Annotated in this window: 13 protein-coding genes and 1 pseudogene; 5 read left to right on the top strand and 9 right to left on the bottom strand. The window is 63.6% G+C overall.

Translation table 11 applies throughout. The features are described from left to right. Positions 1-3: 3 nt before the first annotated feature. Together KBY95_RS00565 and KBY95_RS00560 are read right to left on the bottom strand one after the other, a co-directional pair. Complete coding sequence (locus KBY95_RS00565) at positions 4-789, bottom strand: ATPase (RefSeq protein WP_254962738.1); 786 nt, start codon at positions 787-789, stop codon at positions 4-6. After that, on the bottom strand, positions 786-1826 hold the full coding sequence (locus KBY95_RS00560) for a GTP-binding protein (protein ID WP_254962737.1): 1041 nt from the start codon (positions 1824-1826) through the stop codon (positions 786-788). Before KBY95_RS00560 ends, KBY95_RS00565 begins: the two co-directional genes overlap by 4 nt. A 518-nt stretch (positions 1827-2344) precedes the next feature. On the opposite strand from KBY95_RS00560, the gene KBY95_RS16460 reads away from it, so the two are divergent. From KBY95_RS16460 to KBY95_RS00550, 3 genes are all read left to right on the top strand, one after another. Further along, positions 2345-2506 carry a CDGSH iron-sulfur domain-containing protein gene (locus KBY95_RS16460; protein WP_396094853.1) on the top strand — a complete coding sequence of 54 codons (162 nt, stop codon included), beginning with the start codon at positions 2345-2347 and terminating at the stop codon, positions 2504-2506. 114 nt (positions 2507-2620) lie between these two features. Then, on the top strand, positions 2621-3166 hold the full coding sequence (locus KBY95_RS00555) for a hypothetical protein (RefSeq protein WP_254962736.1): 546 nt from the start codon (positions 2621-2623) through the stop codon (positions 3164-3166). After that, positions 3163-3873: a hypothetical protein gene (locus tag KBY95_RS00550; RefSeq protein WP_254962735.1), complete on the top strand. Its 711-nt coding sequence runs from the start codon at positions 3163-3165 to the stop codon at positions 3871-3873. The genes KBY95_RS00555 and KBY95_RS00550 overlap by 4 nt, the downstream gene beginning before the upstream one ends. On the opposite strand, the gene KBY95_RS00545 is transcribed toward KBY95_RS00550, so the two are convergent. From KBY95_RS00545 to KBY95_RS00520, 6 genes and pseudogenes are all read right to left on the bottom strand, one after another. Continuing rightward, the gene (locus tag KBY95_RS00545; protein ID WP_254962734.1) at positions 3767-6187 is read right to left on the bottom strand and encodes an ATP-dependent RecD-like DNA helicase; all 2421 of its coding nucleotides are present in this window, start codon (positions 6185-6187) and stop codon (positions 3767-3769) included. The two genes, KBY95_RS00550 and KBY95_RS00545, sit on opposite strands and share 107 nt — an antisense overlap. Before the next feature lie 11 nt (positions 6188-6198). Next, the gene (locus KBY95_RS00540; RefSeq protein ID WP_254962733.1) at positions 6199-6426 is read right to left on the bottom strand and encodes a hypothetical protein; all 228 of its coding nucleotides are present in this window, start codon (positions 6424-6426) and stop codon (positions 6199-6201) included. Positions 6427-6495: 69 nt separating this feature from the next. After that, positions 6496-6684: a DUF1651 domain-containing protein gene (locus KBY95_RS00535; RefSeq protein ID WP_396094852.1), complete on the bottom strand. Its 189-nt coding sequence runs from the start codon at positions 6682-6684 to the stop codon at positions 6496-6498. A 61-nt stretch (positions 6685-6745) separates the two neighbouring features. Continuing rightward, entirely contained in the window at positions 6746-7258 is a 513-nt protein-coding gene (locus KBY95_RS00530; RefSeq protein WP_254962732.1) for a hypothetical protein, read from the bottom strand. After that, positions 7255-7542, bottom strand: coding sequence for a galactose oxidase (locus tag KBY95_RS00525; RefSeq protein WP_254962731.1), 288 nt, complete (start codon positions 7540-7542; stop codon positions 7255-7257). The genes KBY95_RS00530 and KBY95_RS00525 overlap by 4 nt, the downstream gene beginning before the upstream one ends. Before the next feature lie 861 nt (positions 7543-8403). Then, positions 8404-8688 (bottom strand): annotated as a pseudogene (locus tag KBY95_RS00520) (transposase); the annotation flags it as partial. 155 nt (positions 8689-8843) lie between these two features. Between KBY95_RS00520 and KBY95_RS00515 the strand changes: the two are divergent. Next, the gene (locus KBY95_RS00515) at positions 8844-10073 is read left to right on the top strand and encodes an EAL domain-containing protein (RefSeq protein WP_315858874.1); all 1230 of its coding nucleotides are present in this window, start codon (positions 8844-8846) and stop codon (positions 10071-10073) included. Between the two features lie 1234 nt (positions 10074-11307). Here KBY95_RS00515 and KBY95_RS00510 read toward each other — a convergent pair. Beyond that, positions 11308-11898, bottom strand: coding sequence for a phosphoribosyl-AMP cyclohydrolase (locus KBY95_RS00510; RefSeq protein WP_254962729.1), 591 nt, complete (start codon positions 11896-11898; stop codon positions 11308-11310). 416 nt (positions 11899-12314) lie between these two features. On the opposite strand from KBY95_RS00510, the gene KBY95_RS00505 reads away from it, so the two are divergent. Next, complete coding sequence (locus tag KBY95_RS00505; protein ID WP_254962728.1) at positions 12315-12539, top strand: high light inducible protein; 225 nt, start codon at positions 12315-12317, stop codon at positions 12537-12539. Positions 12540-13130: the final 591 nt, after the last annotated feature.

The following is a 13130-nucleotide window of genomic DNA, read 5'->3' as shown; positions in this document are numbered from 1 at the left end:
CAGTCAGCGGGTGGCGGGGAGCGGAGCGCCGGAGGGGCGTTGTGGGGCCTGCTGCAGCTCCAGCACCGCATCGCTGAGCAGGCCGTCGGCGATGGTGGCCTCGATGCCAGCCGCATACAGGTGTTTGCCCTGCACCACCAGCCGCGACAGGCGTTGCGGGCGGCCCACGGGCGGAGCAACACGCTCCAGCGGCAGGAACTGGGTCCCCTCCTGGCTGACGATCCAGTTGAAGAAGAAGCTGCGGCCATCGGGCAGGTTCATCAGCGCCTTGGCGCGATACACCTCGCCGTAGGCCCCATTCACCAGCTCAAACCAGAAGCTGTTGAGGCTGGGGGGATCCCAGACGCTTCGGGTCAGGTCCAGGCTCCAGGCTTCGAGGGCGTTGAACTGCAAGGTGTCCTGAGCGGGAAGTTCCGCGTCACGGCCGAAGCTCAGATGGCGCTGCGGCAGGAGTTGCAGGGCTTCCAGCGGGGGGAGCAGCCGTGGGTCGATTCCGGAGCTGTCGGCATCGGCAGGCGGGTGGAACTGGGGCAGTTCAATCAGGGCCAGCAGATCGCCGCCAGGGGGCGCCAGGGCCTGGGCCGGATCGGCGAGATCGCGCAGACCCGGGCAGTGATCCGCCAGCACGGCCAGATCGATGCCGCCATCGAGGGCCTGCGTGCAGCCCTCAGCCGGGAAGCCCGCCAGACGCAGGTAACCGCAGGGGCCCTTGTGGGCTTGCAGCTGGCTCAGGATCCAGCTGGTCTTGCCACAACCCGGCGGGCCGGAGATGAGCAGGATCTGGCTCATGGCGCCACCACGCAGGCCTTGAGCTGCTCCTTGAGGGTGGGCTGATCGAGTCCTTTGCCGATCGCCACCACCTTGGTGTGGCGCGGCGTGCCGGCTGGCCAATCGGAATCATCGATGGTGAAGCGCTTGCCGCAGAGGTGAAACAGGTGCCGGCGCTCGCTCTCGCGGAACCAGAGCACCCCTTTGGCCCGGAACACCGTGTCGGGGAGTTGGTTGTCGAGGAAGTTCTGGAAGCGGCGCAGATCAAACGGCGCGTCCACCGCCAGGGATACGGAGCTGAAACCCTCCAACTCCGGCGTATGGGCGTGGTGATGGGCGTGATCGTGATGCTCGTGGTGGGAACCGTGAGGCGCGTGATGGGGGTGGTCAGGAGTGTGGTGATGCTCGTGGTCGTCCTCGCGGGCGTCCTCGGCGGCCTGCAGTGCCGCCAGGCGATCGGTTTCGAACAGCCCCACGCTCAGCAGCATGGCCAGGGGGACCTCACCATGGCTGGCGCGCAGGATGCGGGCGTCAGTCTTGATCTCCCGCAGGCTGGTCTCCACCGCGGCCAGCCGCTCCTCGGCCACCAGATCGCACTTGTTGAGCAGCAGGATGTCGCCGTACACCACCTGGGCCCGGGCGATCGGACTGTCCAGGGCGGTGGCGTTGAAGTGTTCGGCATCGATCAGGGTGATGATCGAATCCAGCCGCAGCAGGTCACGGAAGTCGCCGGCCATGAAGGTCATGGCCACGGGCAGGGGATCGGCCAGGCCAGTGGTTTCCACCACGATGAAGTCGATCGGATCGGGGCGCTCCAGCACCCGATGCACCGCCTCCTGCAGTTCTCCGTTGATCGAGCAGCAGATGCAGCCATTGCTCAGCTCCACCATGGCGTCGCTGGTGGCCACCACCAGTTCGTTGTCGATGCCGATCTCGCCGAACTCGTTCACCAGCACGGCGGTGCGCAGCCCCTGCTGGTTGGTGAGGATGTGGTTGAGCAGGGTGGTCTTGCCGGCGCCGAGGAAGCCGGTGAGCACGGTGACGGGGATCTGGGGCATGAGGTGTGGGTGAGCAGCCGCCCAGCCCCAAAACATGGCTGAGAACGGTTCTCATTCTGGCCCATCAAGGGCAAGGGGGCCATGGATGGCTCCAGTGCCATGATTGTTTACAAGTGCACAATCATCGCCATGACCCCCGCTCAGCAGCGATGCACGTCCAGCCGTGTGGGCAAGGTGATGCTCTCCTGCTGGATTTCAGAAGATCTGCGCCTGAAGCTCGATCGCGTCTGGGCCGAGCAAGGGCTTCGGCCCCATGGCCGCACGCAACAGGGCATGGAAGGGATGATCCAGGCCTTTCTGGAGCGTCACCACAGTGCTGAAGCTTCAGAGGCTCAGGATCCCGGGACTGTTCCTCGGGGCGATTGCAGCTCCGGGATCTCCTGATCGGGGAGTAACTCGCCGGTGGTGATCTCCAGCCGTTGAACCAAGCGCTCCCATTGGGTCGGGCAGCAGCGAGGTCTGCGCCAAGGGGCATCCCAACGGTGAGCCCTGCCACGCCGGCTGTGGCTGTGACGGCCATGGCTGAATCGGCTCCGCCTTCTGCGGGGCCGATTCCCCTGGACCTGCCAGCGGGAGTGCACCAGCTCTGCCGCTGCGGCCGCAGCCGCCACGCCCCGCTCTGCGATGGCTGCCACGCCAAGCCAGCAGTCCGCAGACGCTGGTGGAGGTGGTGGGCCTGAGTGGCTCGATCGTCCGGACGGCTGCCTTCTGTCTGGGGGTGAGCTTCAGGCCCAGGGTGTCGTCCACCAGGCGGCTTATATTTGCTATTCGCGAATGGCGAATGAGGCACGTCGTTGGCCCGCTTCCCTTCCAATCCCCAGCCCGTGCTGCGCCCCCAGGACCTGGTGGTGCTGCTGCGGCTGGCGCTTCCGTTTGATCTGGCACCGAGCTATGCCGTCCTCGGTGCTGAGCTTGGCATCACGGCCTCTGAGGCCCATGCGGCTGTCGATCGGGCGGTGGTGGCCAGGCTGGCGATCAAAACCAGTGATGGCAAGCCACAGGTGATCCGGGCGGCGCTGCGGCAGTTTCTTCAGCACGGTGCCCGCTACTGCTTCCCGGCCAGCCAGGGCGGGATGACCCGGGGTATCCCAACCGGGTACGCCGCCTCCCCCCTCAAGGAGCAGATCCGGCCGGGCAACGATCCGCCGCCGGTCTGGCCGTGGAAGAACGGCACGACCCGTGGCCTCGCCTTCACCCCGCTCTACCCGAGTGTCCCTGAGGCTGCGGCGCGCAACCCAGCACTGGGGGAGCTGCTGGCCCTGTTTGATGCGGTGCGTGGCGGCAGTGCCCGTGAACAGGCCCTGGCCGTGGCGCTTCTGGAGGAGCGGCTGCAGCCATGAACCCCAATGACCCCAATGTCTCCCTGCTCGAACAGGCGGCTGCGCATCTGGGAGAGGCCCTGCTCGAGCAACTGGTGTTTGTCGGCGGGGCGGTGGCCGGCCTGTTGATCACAGATCCGGCCATGCCAGAGATCCGGCCCACCCAGGATGTGGATGTGATCTGCCGCGTGATCGCCAGTGCCGACTACTACCAGCTGGGGATGCAGCTGCGGGAACGGGGCTTCCAGGAGGACACACGGCCCGGTGCTCCCCTCTGTCGCTGGTGCATCGAGCAGATCATCCTCGACCTGATGCCAACCCAGGGTGAGATTCTGGGCTTCTCCAATCGCTGGTATCCCCTGGCCGTGGAGTCCGCCCAGCTTCAGGTGTTGCCGAGCGGCCGCTCGATTCGGATGATCACCGCACCGTTGTTTCTGGCCACCAAGCTGGAGGCCTTCCACGGCCGCGGGCAGGGAGCATTCCTCTTCAGCCACGACCTGGAGGATCTGATGGCGGTCGTCGATGGTCGCGAGTTTCTGCTGGAGGAGTGTCGGCTGAGCCCGCCGGAGCTGCGGAACGCGCTCGCGGCACATTTCAACGGCCTTTTGGCGATGCCCGCTTTCATCGAGGCACTTCCTGCGTTCCTCCCAGGTGATCAGGCCAGCCAGCAGCGACTGCCGGACTTGCGGCAGACGCTGGCTGCGATCGCGGCTCTGGCTGACCCATGACCATCTGAGCCATCCCGGCAGACGGGGCTCCAGATGGTGTCAACCACTCCACCAGCTTGGTGTAACGCCTGCGGCCCAGGTGATTCTTGACGGCCATCGCCAAGGCCTTCTTCTGGCCCACAAGCACCACCAGCTGCTTGCCTCTGGTGATGCCGGTGTACACCAGGTTGCGCTGCAGCATGGCGTAGTGCTGGGTGAGCAAAGGGATCACCACGGCGGGGTATTCGCTACCCTGGCTCTTGTGGATCGTGCAGGCATAGGCGGGCACGAGGTTGTCGAGTTCGCCCCAGCCGTAGGTCACCTCGCGGCCGTCAAAACGCACCGTCAGCTCACTGGCATCGGCGTCGATGGTTTCCACCGTGCCGACATCACCGTTGAACACCTCCTTCTCGTAGTCGTTGGCCACCTGCATCACCTTGTCGGCCGGTGCAAAGCGCCAGCCGAATCGCTCCACCTGCTCAGTGGGGTCGGGGTTGAGCAAGTTCTGCAGTTCGATGTTCAGCGAGCGGGAGCCGCAGCCACCGCGCGCCATCGGGCAGAGCACCTGCACCTGGGCGATCGGATCGAGGCCAAAGCGGGCCGGGATGCGTTCCCCCACCACCTTGAGGATCAAGGCCACCGCCTGCTCGGGTGTCTCGGCGGGAAGGAAATAGAAGTCGGTGCTGGCCTCAGCCGGCGGCGGCCGCAGATCGGGGATGGTGCCGGCGTTGATGGCGTGGGCGGTGGTGATGATGCGGCTCGAGGCCGCCTGTCGGAACACCTCCGTGAGCCGGGCCACCGGCAGCGAGCCGCTGTTGATCAGATCGGCGAGCACCTGGCCGGGCCCCACCGAGGGCAGCTGGTCCACATCACCCACCTGCAGCAATCCCGCCTCCGGCGGCAGGGCCTCCAGCAGGGAGGCCATCAGCGGCACATCCACCATGGAGGTTTCATCCACCACCAGCAGATCGCACTCCAGCGGCAGTTCTGCGTTGCGCTTGAAGCCAAAGGCCGCCGGGTCGAACTCCAGCAGCCGGTGAATCGTCTTGGCCTCAAGGCCGGTGGTTTCGCCCATCCGCTTGGCGGCACGGCCGGTGGGGGCGCAGAGCAGGATGCGCAGCTTCTTGGCCGCCAGGATGCGCAGGATGGCGTTGATCAAGGTGGTCTTGCCCACCCCCGGACCACCGGTGATCACCAGCACCTTGGCCGCCAGGGCCTGCTCCACCGCCAGCTTCTGGCTGGCGGCCAGCTCCAGGCCCAGGCGTTGCTCCACCCAGGGGATGGCTTTGGCGGCCTCAATGCTTCCCCAGGGCGGGCAGCCCACCGCCAGCGCCTGGAGGGACGCCGCGATGCGGCGCTCATCGCGGTGCAAATTTGAAAGGAAGATCGCCGGCTCACCGGCCAGGGTGTCGGCCACCACCGAGCCCTCGCTCAGCTCCAGGTCCAGGGCGCTCTCGATCAAGCCGCTCTCCAGGGGCACCCGACTGGTGGAGCCGCTCTCATCAAGCGGTCCACTGGGCCGCTCCATCGCCAGCAGTTCTCCGGCTAGCTTCAGCAGCTCGGCACTCGGCAGGCCGCAGTGGCCATCCCCGCTGGCCTCAAGCAGCGCGTAGCTGATCCCGGCGCGCAGGCGGATCATCGCCTCGGACTCGATGCCCAGCCTTGCGGCGATCGCATCAGCGGTGCGGAAGCCGATGCCGCGGATGTCACGCGCCAGGCGGTAGGGGTTCTCCGCCATCACCTGCACGGCGTCATTGCCGTACGTCTTGAAGATCCGCACCGCCCGGGCGGTGCCGACGCCATGGCTGTGCAGGAAGACCATGATTTCGCGCACCACCTTCTGATCGGCCCAGGCCTGGCTGATCCGCTGCCCCCGCACCGGGCCGATGCCGGGCACCTCCCGCAGCCGCTCGGGGGCCTGCTCGATCACCTCGAACACCTGATCGCCGAAGGCCGCCACGAGCTTGCTGGCGTAGATCGGGCCGATACCGCGGATCATTCCCGAACCCAGGTACTTCTCGATCCCCTCGGCGGTGGTGGGCGCCGAAGCCCTGAGGAAGGAGGCCTTGAACTGCTGGCCGTGCTCGCGGCTGTTCACCCAGGTGCCGCTCACGGTCACCCATTCGCCGGCGCTGATCTCGGCGGCATGACCCACCACCGTCACCAGGTCGCGGTGGCCGCGGGCCTTGATGCGCAGCACGCAGAAGCCGTTCTCGGCGTTGTGGAAGGTGACGCGCTCGATTGAGCCCGCCAGCACCTCGGTGGGCTGCGGGCTGGCCTGGGCCGGATCGCTGGGAGACGGAAGCGGCAGGGCGGGTGTGGCCTTTGGGCTCACCTTTGCAGGCTTCAGCCTCGCGGATGGCGCAGGGTGCGCCAGCTGCCGCTCTCGGTGCTCACCTCCAAACCAAGCCCCACCTGGGTGTCTGGTGCGCCAGCGGGTTGCTGCTGCTGCCACCAGCGGATGGCGAACGACCACGCCTCCTGGATCGAGTCGAACTGCTCATCAAGCTCAGGGTGCGGTTGGCCGTGCTGATCCACCAGGCGGTATCGCCGTGGCTGGTGGCTGCTGCTCATCGGCAAGGAGGGGCCATCGGTGCCGAGCTCAGCTTGGTGGGGGTGGATGGGATTGGGCGGTCATGGTGATCACCACTGGGGGTTGCAGGGCGCCCAGCCCACCTTGCGCTTCTCAGCCCAGAGCTTCAGAGCCTCAGCCCGGCTCAGTTCCCGGCGCGATTTCAGCAACGGGATCTCCTGATCAGCTAGCAGCTCACCGCTTGTGATCTCCAGCCGTTGCACCAATCGCTCCCAGTGGGTCGGGCGAAAGCGCAGCACCTGGCGTCCATCGCTCAGCCAACCCTCCTGCGGGGTCAGGGGACACGCGGTGGTCGCTGGCTCATGCCATTCGGAGCCTGGCCTCGATCAGCCGGCAGCACTCATCCACGTCGCTCGCGCTTTCCACCCCCTTGCTGAGCGAGCAGAAGAAGTCCTGCCACAACGGCGGCACCGCCAGCAGGATCAGCGGCCGGCCGCCGTTGAGCGTATGGGCGGCTTCTGAGGCTGTGCCGGGGCCGCCGCCGCCGCAGACCACCACCACATTGGCGCTGAGCACGTTGATGACGTTGCGGGCCTTGCCCATCCCGGTGAACACGGCCAGATCCAGCTCCGCCGTGCTTTGCCTCTCCTTTCCGTTCCCTTCATCGGGCAGTACCCCCACCACCAGGTGCCCCTCCACCCGCACCGCGCCGCGGCTGGCCGCCGCCATCACCCCCGCCGGGCGGCCACCGGTGAGCAGCACCCATCCCCTGGTGCTGATGCACTCCCCCAGTTCCTCGGCCAGGGCCACCGCCTCAGCGGAAGCGCCCTCTCCAGCACCCATCACACCCACCACCGCACGCCGGCTGCTCATGCCACCTCCGGGCACCAGCCCCGCTGGCGCGTCATGTCTTCGGTCCAACCCTGGCAGCGGCGAGTGAGGTGCTCCCCATGGGTCAGCAGGCCCTGGTGCAGCTGGCAGGTGAGCACAGGGATGCCGTTCACCCCGGCGTGGTGACGAAACCAGTGGCAGGTCATGCAGACCTTGCGGCTGCGGCTGGCCACCAGCACCTCCTCATCGAGGTAGGGCCACTCTTCGACGGGTTGCTCCACGGAACCACCGGCTCCCGAGGTGGAGCGACGCAGACGGACACCCATGGCAGTCCTCGGTGAGTACGCCTGTACTAGCACGGGAGATCCATCCCTTCTGCTCTCCTGGCTCCCTCAAGCATTGCTGGGCGGAGTGCCTCGATGCGGCTCGCGAGCTCCTCGTAACGGAGGCCGTCCCAATAGGTCCGAATCAGTGGCTGGAGCCCGATCGAACGGCGGTCGCCATATTCACGACTTGTCCTCAGACCAGCCCGAGAAAGATCTTGTAGCAGGCCTCCCCACAGAGGAACTTGAGATCGAGGAGGAGCTGGGGAATGCTCTGTTGGCGATCCTTCCTGGCGACGGCTCCACCATCGGCAACCAGGCGGCCCGGCAAGCCCTTTCTGAGCAGGTTGGCAGGGAGATGACGAGGTGGCCTATTCAGCGGTCAAGGAGCGCCTCCCAGGCATGGGTCTGGTCCGTAGCGGTCGTGGTCTCATCGGGGATTCTCCCTTCCATCGTCGAGTACGCCTGTACTAGCACGGGAGATCCATCCCTTCTGCTCTCCTGGCTCCCTCAAGCATTGCTGGGCGGAGTGCCTCGATGCGGCTCGCGAGCTCCTCGTAACGGAGGCCGTCCCAATAGGTCCGAATCAGTGGCTGGAGCCCGATCGAACGGCGGTCGCCATATTCACGACTTGTCCTCAGACCAGCCCGAGAAAGATCTTGTAGCAGGCCTCCCCACAGAGGAACTTGAGATCGAGGAGGAGCTGGGGAATGCTCTGTTGGCGATCCTTCCTGGCGACGGCTCCACCATCGGCAACCAGGCGGCCCGGCAAGCCCTTTCTGAGCAGGTTGGCAGGGAGATGACGAGGTGGCCTATTCAGCGGTCAAGGAGCGCCTCCCAGGCATGGGTCTGGTCCGTAGCGGTCGTGGTCTCATCGGGGATTCTCCCTTCCATCGTCTCGATTCCGGCAAAGCGGCGGTAGCAGGGCCTATCGATCAGCATCTCCTCCATCAGAGGATCGGACAGCGTGAACCACTGCTGCAGCAGGTGGATCCGCAACATCACTTCCAAAGGAATCGGCGGGCGACCTCCCTTGCTGGAGGGCTTGTGATAGACGGGCTCGATCAAGGCCAGGAAGGCTTCCCTGGGAACCGTGGCCTCCATCTCATCCAAGAAGCGCTGGCGACGCGTCCTCTTTTTGGCGTGAATTTACTTGTAGTCCGAAAAGCCCAGCTGGAGGGGGGCGGCCATCCGTTCCAGTCTCAGTCTTGGATCTCGATTGATTTTAGTACGATTTTCAGATGTTCCCTAGGGTTCAATGCTGATGGCTCACTACAACTGTAGTCAGCCGTCATTCGTACTCAATGGTTCACGCTGAACCTATGGTGCTAACGATGGAGGTCCCTCGGATCCTCCCATCGAATCAGCTAAACATTCACTTTCAACCCATCGTCTCCCTCAAGCAAACCTCCGTGGTGGGCTTGGAGGCCCTTGCGCGCCCGACGCACATGGGTGTCGGACAGCAGTTCGCCAAGGCCCGCAAGGCTGGGAAGCTGCTGGAGCTGGATCGCCGCTGCCGCCTCCGGGCCATGGAGGCCTACCGGGATCTCAACTTGCCCCGGTCCCTACGCCCCTTTCTGTTTCTCAACTTTGAAACTTCATTGATCGACGAGGGAGTGGAAGGCTCGGGAGCCTTGCTCGAGGCCACCGAGGCCACGGGTCTGGAACCCAGAGACATCGTGATCGAGCTCAACGAAACCAAGGTTCTAGACACGATAACCCTGAAACGCTTCGTGGAGCGCCATCGTGAATTGGGTTTCCTGATCGCCATTGACGACTTGGGATCCGGCCACAGCAATCTGCCCCGCATCGCCGAATTGCGGCCCCACATCATCAAGCTCGACCGCAGTCTCATCGCCGGAGTCGACCGCGACTTTTTCAAGCAGGAAATGATGAAGTCGCTGGTCTTACTTGGAAAAACCATCGGCACTCTGGTGCTGGCTGAAGGGGTGGAAACCCAGGCAGAACTGGACACCTGCGCCGCCCTCGGAGCAGAGTTCTTCCAGGGCTATCACTTTGCGCGCCCCAAGCCAGCGGCCAACCTGCACTTGGCGGCCCTGCACCCAGTGCTGATGGAAGCCGCCCGCCGGCAACGGGTCAAAGCCGTGGCCGCCATCCAGGCCCGCCACATGGAGGACCTCGATCTGATCAATCTGGCCCGCGCAGGGTGTGAAGGCCTACGTCACATCGCTCCCCAAACGTTCGACGGCGGCCTTGCCAACTGGGTAGGCACCAACACCATGATCGAAGCGGCCTACGTGCTCGATGGCGACGGACTGCAGATCAGCAACACGCACCTGGGCCAGGGTCTCCCCCCGTCGAGGAACCGCCTGTTCACACCCGCCACGCGGGGCACCGACCACGCCAACAAGGAGTATTTCTTCAGCCTGATTGACACGGGTCTCCAGCAGCACATCACCGACACCTACATCAGCCTGGCCACCGGCCTGCCCTGCCGCACCGTGGCCACGAGGTTGGAGCACGCCAGCGGCGCTTCCTTCGTGCTCTGTATGGATCAGCGCCTCAAACCCTGATCTGATCGCCAGCAGAACCGCCAGTCCTCGGTCCTGCTGATTCAACAGTCGACTCCAGAGCGCGAGGCCGCGATCGAGCTGGCCCTGGCTGGACCTCCTGGTTCGCGCCGATGGGTATGGGGCTTTACCTGGTGCGCAGGCCATGACCTCTGATGCGCACTGGCGCGTCATGCCCCAGGGTGATAGCCCGTCGAGCCTGAAATTGTTTGCCATGTAGCCGATGGGATCGAGTATCCACTGGGCGATCTGCAGTAACTTCGGAGTCGTTGCAGCAGGAATCATTCGATTCATGGAGCCAGTGACGGACATGGTTGGCATTGATGCAAGAAGACTACCGGTTGAGCCTGCTGAACATAGTCTCCTGTTCTACTGAGAAGATCTTCCTCGCGTACCCGTGGTGATCCCTCATTGCGAATGACTAGTTTCGGTTCCTGCCGTCCTGACATTTACCTTCTGCTCACCACCCCCTGGTGGTCAGGGCTCATTGAAAGACTTTCACCAGTGCGCTCGGCAGTGATGGGACCATTGGGTTTGGTCGGCGGCAATGGATCCCTTCTTTGCCAGAACCCTTTCCTGCCAATGCCTCTGCCGACCTGATCGTTTGTTTGCAGGCGGTCCCCAGGGACCGATGCGCTGGGGACCGCCCCCCTACCCCCCCCCTGAGCCGGACAGCCCGGACGCGCCGGACAGCCCCGCGCCCCCCTCTCAAAGCTTCCTGATCCAGAAGAGGGGGGATCTCAGCAATTGTCAGGTTTGAGGGTGTCCGCCCAGTCCGGGCAGTCCGGAGTGAGATTGGGACTGGGAAGAGGGAGGTTGGCCTGCCCTGTCCGGCCAATCGCGACACCCTGTCCGCCACTGTCCGAGCCTGCCGGCAATTGAGGCCATGGCTGTCGGTGGTGTTGGGTACGCGTGCTCGGGGGAGTGTGTTCGACGCGTGGTGCTGACTGGATAACCAGGAAAGGGATGGGCCGCCCTCAGTGGTTAACTATCGGGGACATCTATTGAAATCCCGCCGAGATCGACGCCGCTAGGGAAGGCCGTTGCTGAGGGCAAGGCAACTGAACAAAGAGCAGAGTGTTCGGCGCTCGCTCATCGGTTGGCGCCCCGTCAGAGAGGGAGTGCTACCGGTAAGGGCTAACGAGGGACCCTCTTAAGCAAACCCAGACCAGTTCAATCAAGCACTCCCGAAGCAGACTGATCCTCAACCAGGAGTTTATGCTGAAGATCTCAGGCATCAAGGTTTAAACGGCAGGGAAGAGTGGTGCAGGATAATTCTCACGCTGCCATCTGGCTCTTTCATAAAGCCCCAGGTTTTGTCAACGCTGGTCAGATTGCCAGTAGCGTCGGATAAAATCACATTGCCCATCGTGATGGCAAGGGCACCGTTGAGTTGAATAACCTGATTCACCACCTTGCAAGTGCGCCAAGGGGTAAGGGCAAAACCTGTATCGAGGGGAAAGCTGGAGTCATTGCCAACGAAATAGGCCAAGGCGCCAGCTCGGGTCGTACGGAACGTCTGCTTGCCTGTCGTCAGGGTGGGTTTGAAAGCCACTGGACCAAACTGGAAGGCATAGGCTTGGTCGATCACATGAGCAGCTGTCGCTTTTGCTTTCGTGATACCGCCACTGGCATAATCGGAACTGATTTGCAGTAGAGCTTTACACCAACCATTCTGAGCAGTGAGGACTTGGGGCTCAGTGATGTTGATGTCGAAGACTTGAACGGTTGGCGCAGCGAGCACTGGAGTCACAGCCTGCGATAGCAGTCCCAGCCCCAAAGCGCCTGACAACATCACCGATCGAAGGCAGGATGTATCCAGAGCCATTTTAAAGAATCAATATTCCAGACTTTAGCAAGATTATTCTCGGATGCCATTTCGGTGCTTTCGAATTTGTGGGGTGGTGACCTTGGCCTGGAATCACTCGCGCACCTAGTGGGTGGCGTCGGCATCAGGCAGGAACAGGCTCTCCACGTTCCAGCACATGCGGGTGAAGCTGACCATCGGCTTTCTCGGTAGGGGGTGGCAACGCCTGATGGCGCTTGTGGATGGGCACTCCCCATCGGCGTAGCCAGTTGAGGTGAAATCTGCAGGTACCAGCCAGAGGGCTCATCGTGCTCGGGGACTCAACGACCCGAGGCCTCCTAGGTCAGCCCTTCAGCATCAAGCAAGAGTACGTAGCGAGCAATACGTCAAGCCCTTGAGACGTTCCGTAATGTTCTGCCAAGTAAGCATTCTTACTCATGACCAGCTCCACCCCATCCTTCCAGGCTTCCTCTCAGGCCGATGACACCTGGTTCCTGAACACCGCTGCCCAGCAGATCCGAGACTCGGAACTGAAGCGTGCCGAACGCCTCAACGGCCGACTCGCCATGCTCGGCTTCCTGATCGGCGTGGCCATCGAGGCCCTCACTGGTCACGGCATCCTCCAGCAGCTCGCCGATGTGGCTCTGCTGAGCCAGGGCTGAGCGATTGCCCCGAGCTCGGATTCGGCCGGTTCAGCCTCCGGGGGAGAACGCCTCCCTCGGGGGCTTTTCATTGGGCTGTGGAGAGGAGGAACGGGTTGCGTCCTCGGGGTTGCGTCCTCGGGGTAGTGGGTGAGGTGATGGGGGATGGCTGGAGGTCGTGACAGGGTGGGCAGGGGTCCTTGGTTAACCAACTGTGCGGCCCCACCCCCAAGGCCGATATGGCGTTGCATCAATTGCCTGCTTCCTCCACTGGCTCACCTGGATCAAGTGCGCGCTTGAGCAGCGGCGATCTCCTGGAGCGTCTTGCGGCCAATGATCGCCTCCATGACGACTTTGGCCTTGAACTGGGGCTATGGGTGTGGTGTTTGCTCAACTCCTTCGGAATAGGCTTCGCCAACGCTGGGAGCCCGCTTTCAGGCGCGGTGCACAGTCTCACAGGTTAACGACGGGCCCATTCCAGAGCAGGCAATCCACTTCACTGTGGGCCTCATTGGTGGTTTTGCCTCCCAATGAGCTATTTGGACTTACATGGCCATCCCTTATTATCACGCCTGGATCATGAGAATTCAATGCCGGTACATTGACGACATC

It is taken from the genome of Cyanobium sp. Aljojuca 7A6 (genome assembly GCF_024346455.1).
Taxonomy (GTDB): domain Bacteria; phylum Cyanobacteriota; class Cyanobacteriia; order PCC-6307; family Cyanobiaceae; genus Cyanobium.
Note: the sequence above shows the minus strand (reverse complement) of the source record. Positions and strands in the feature narration are given on the sequence as shown.

Coding starts and splice junctions, on each gene's coding strand:
- KBY95_RS00510 (WP_254962729.1), bottom strand. CDS start 11,898: ATGGCTCTGGATACATCCTGCCTTCGATCGGTGATGTTGTCAGGCGCT.
- KBY95_RS00505 (WP_254962728.1), top strand. CDS start 12,315: ATGACCAGCTCCACCCCATCCTTCCAGGCTTCCTCTCAGGCCGATGAC.
- KBY95_RS00515 (WP_315858874.1), top strand. CDS start 8,844: ATGGTTCACGCTGAACCTATGGTGCTAACGATGGAGGTCCCTCGGATC.
- KBY95_RS00540 (WP_254962733.1), bottom strand. CDS start 6,426: ATGAGCAGCAGCCACCAGCCACGGCGATACCGCCTGGTGGATCAGCAC.
- KBY95_RS00565 (WP_254962738.1), bottom strand. CDS start 789: ATGAGCCAGATCCTGCTCATCTCCGGCCCGCCGGGTTGTGGCAAGACC.
- KBY95_RS00530 (WP_254962732.1), bottom strand. CDS start 7,258: ATGAGCAGCCGGCGTGCGGTGGTGGGTGTGATGGGTGCTGGAGAGGGC.
- KBY95_RS00550 (WP_254962735.1), top strand. CDS start 3,163: ATGAACCCCAATGACCCCAATGTCTCCCTGCTCGAACAGGCGGCTGCG.
- KBY95_RS00525 (WP_254962731.1), bottom strand. CDS start 7,542: ATGGGTGTCCGTCTGCGTCGCTCCACCTCGGGAGCCGGTGGTTCCGTG.
- KBY95_RS16460 (WP_396094853.1), top strand. CDS start 2,345: ATGGCTGAATCGGCTCCGCCTTCTGCGGGGCCGATTCCCCTGGACCTG.
- KBY95_RS00560 (WP_254962737.1), bottom strand. CDS start 1,826: ATGCCCCAGATCCCCGTCACCGTGCTCACCGGCTTCCTCGGCGCCGGC.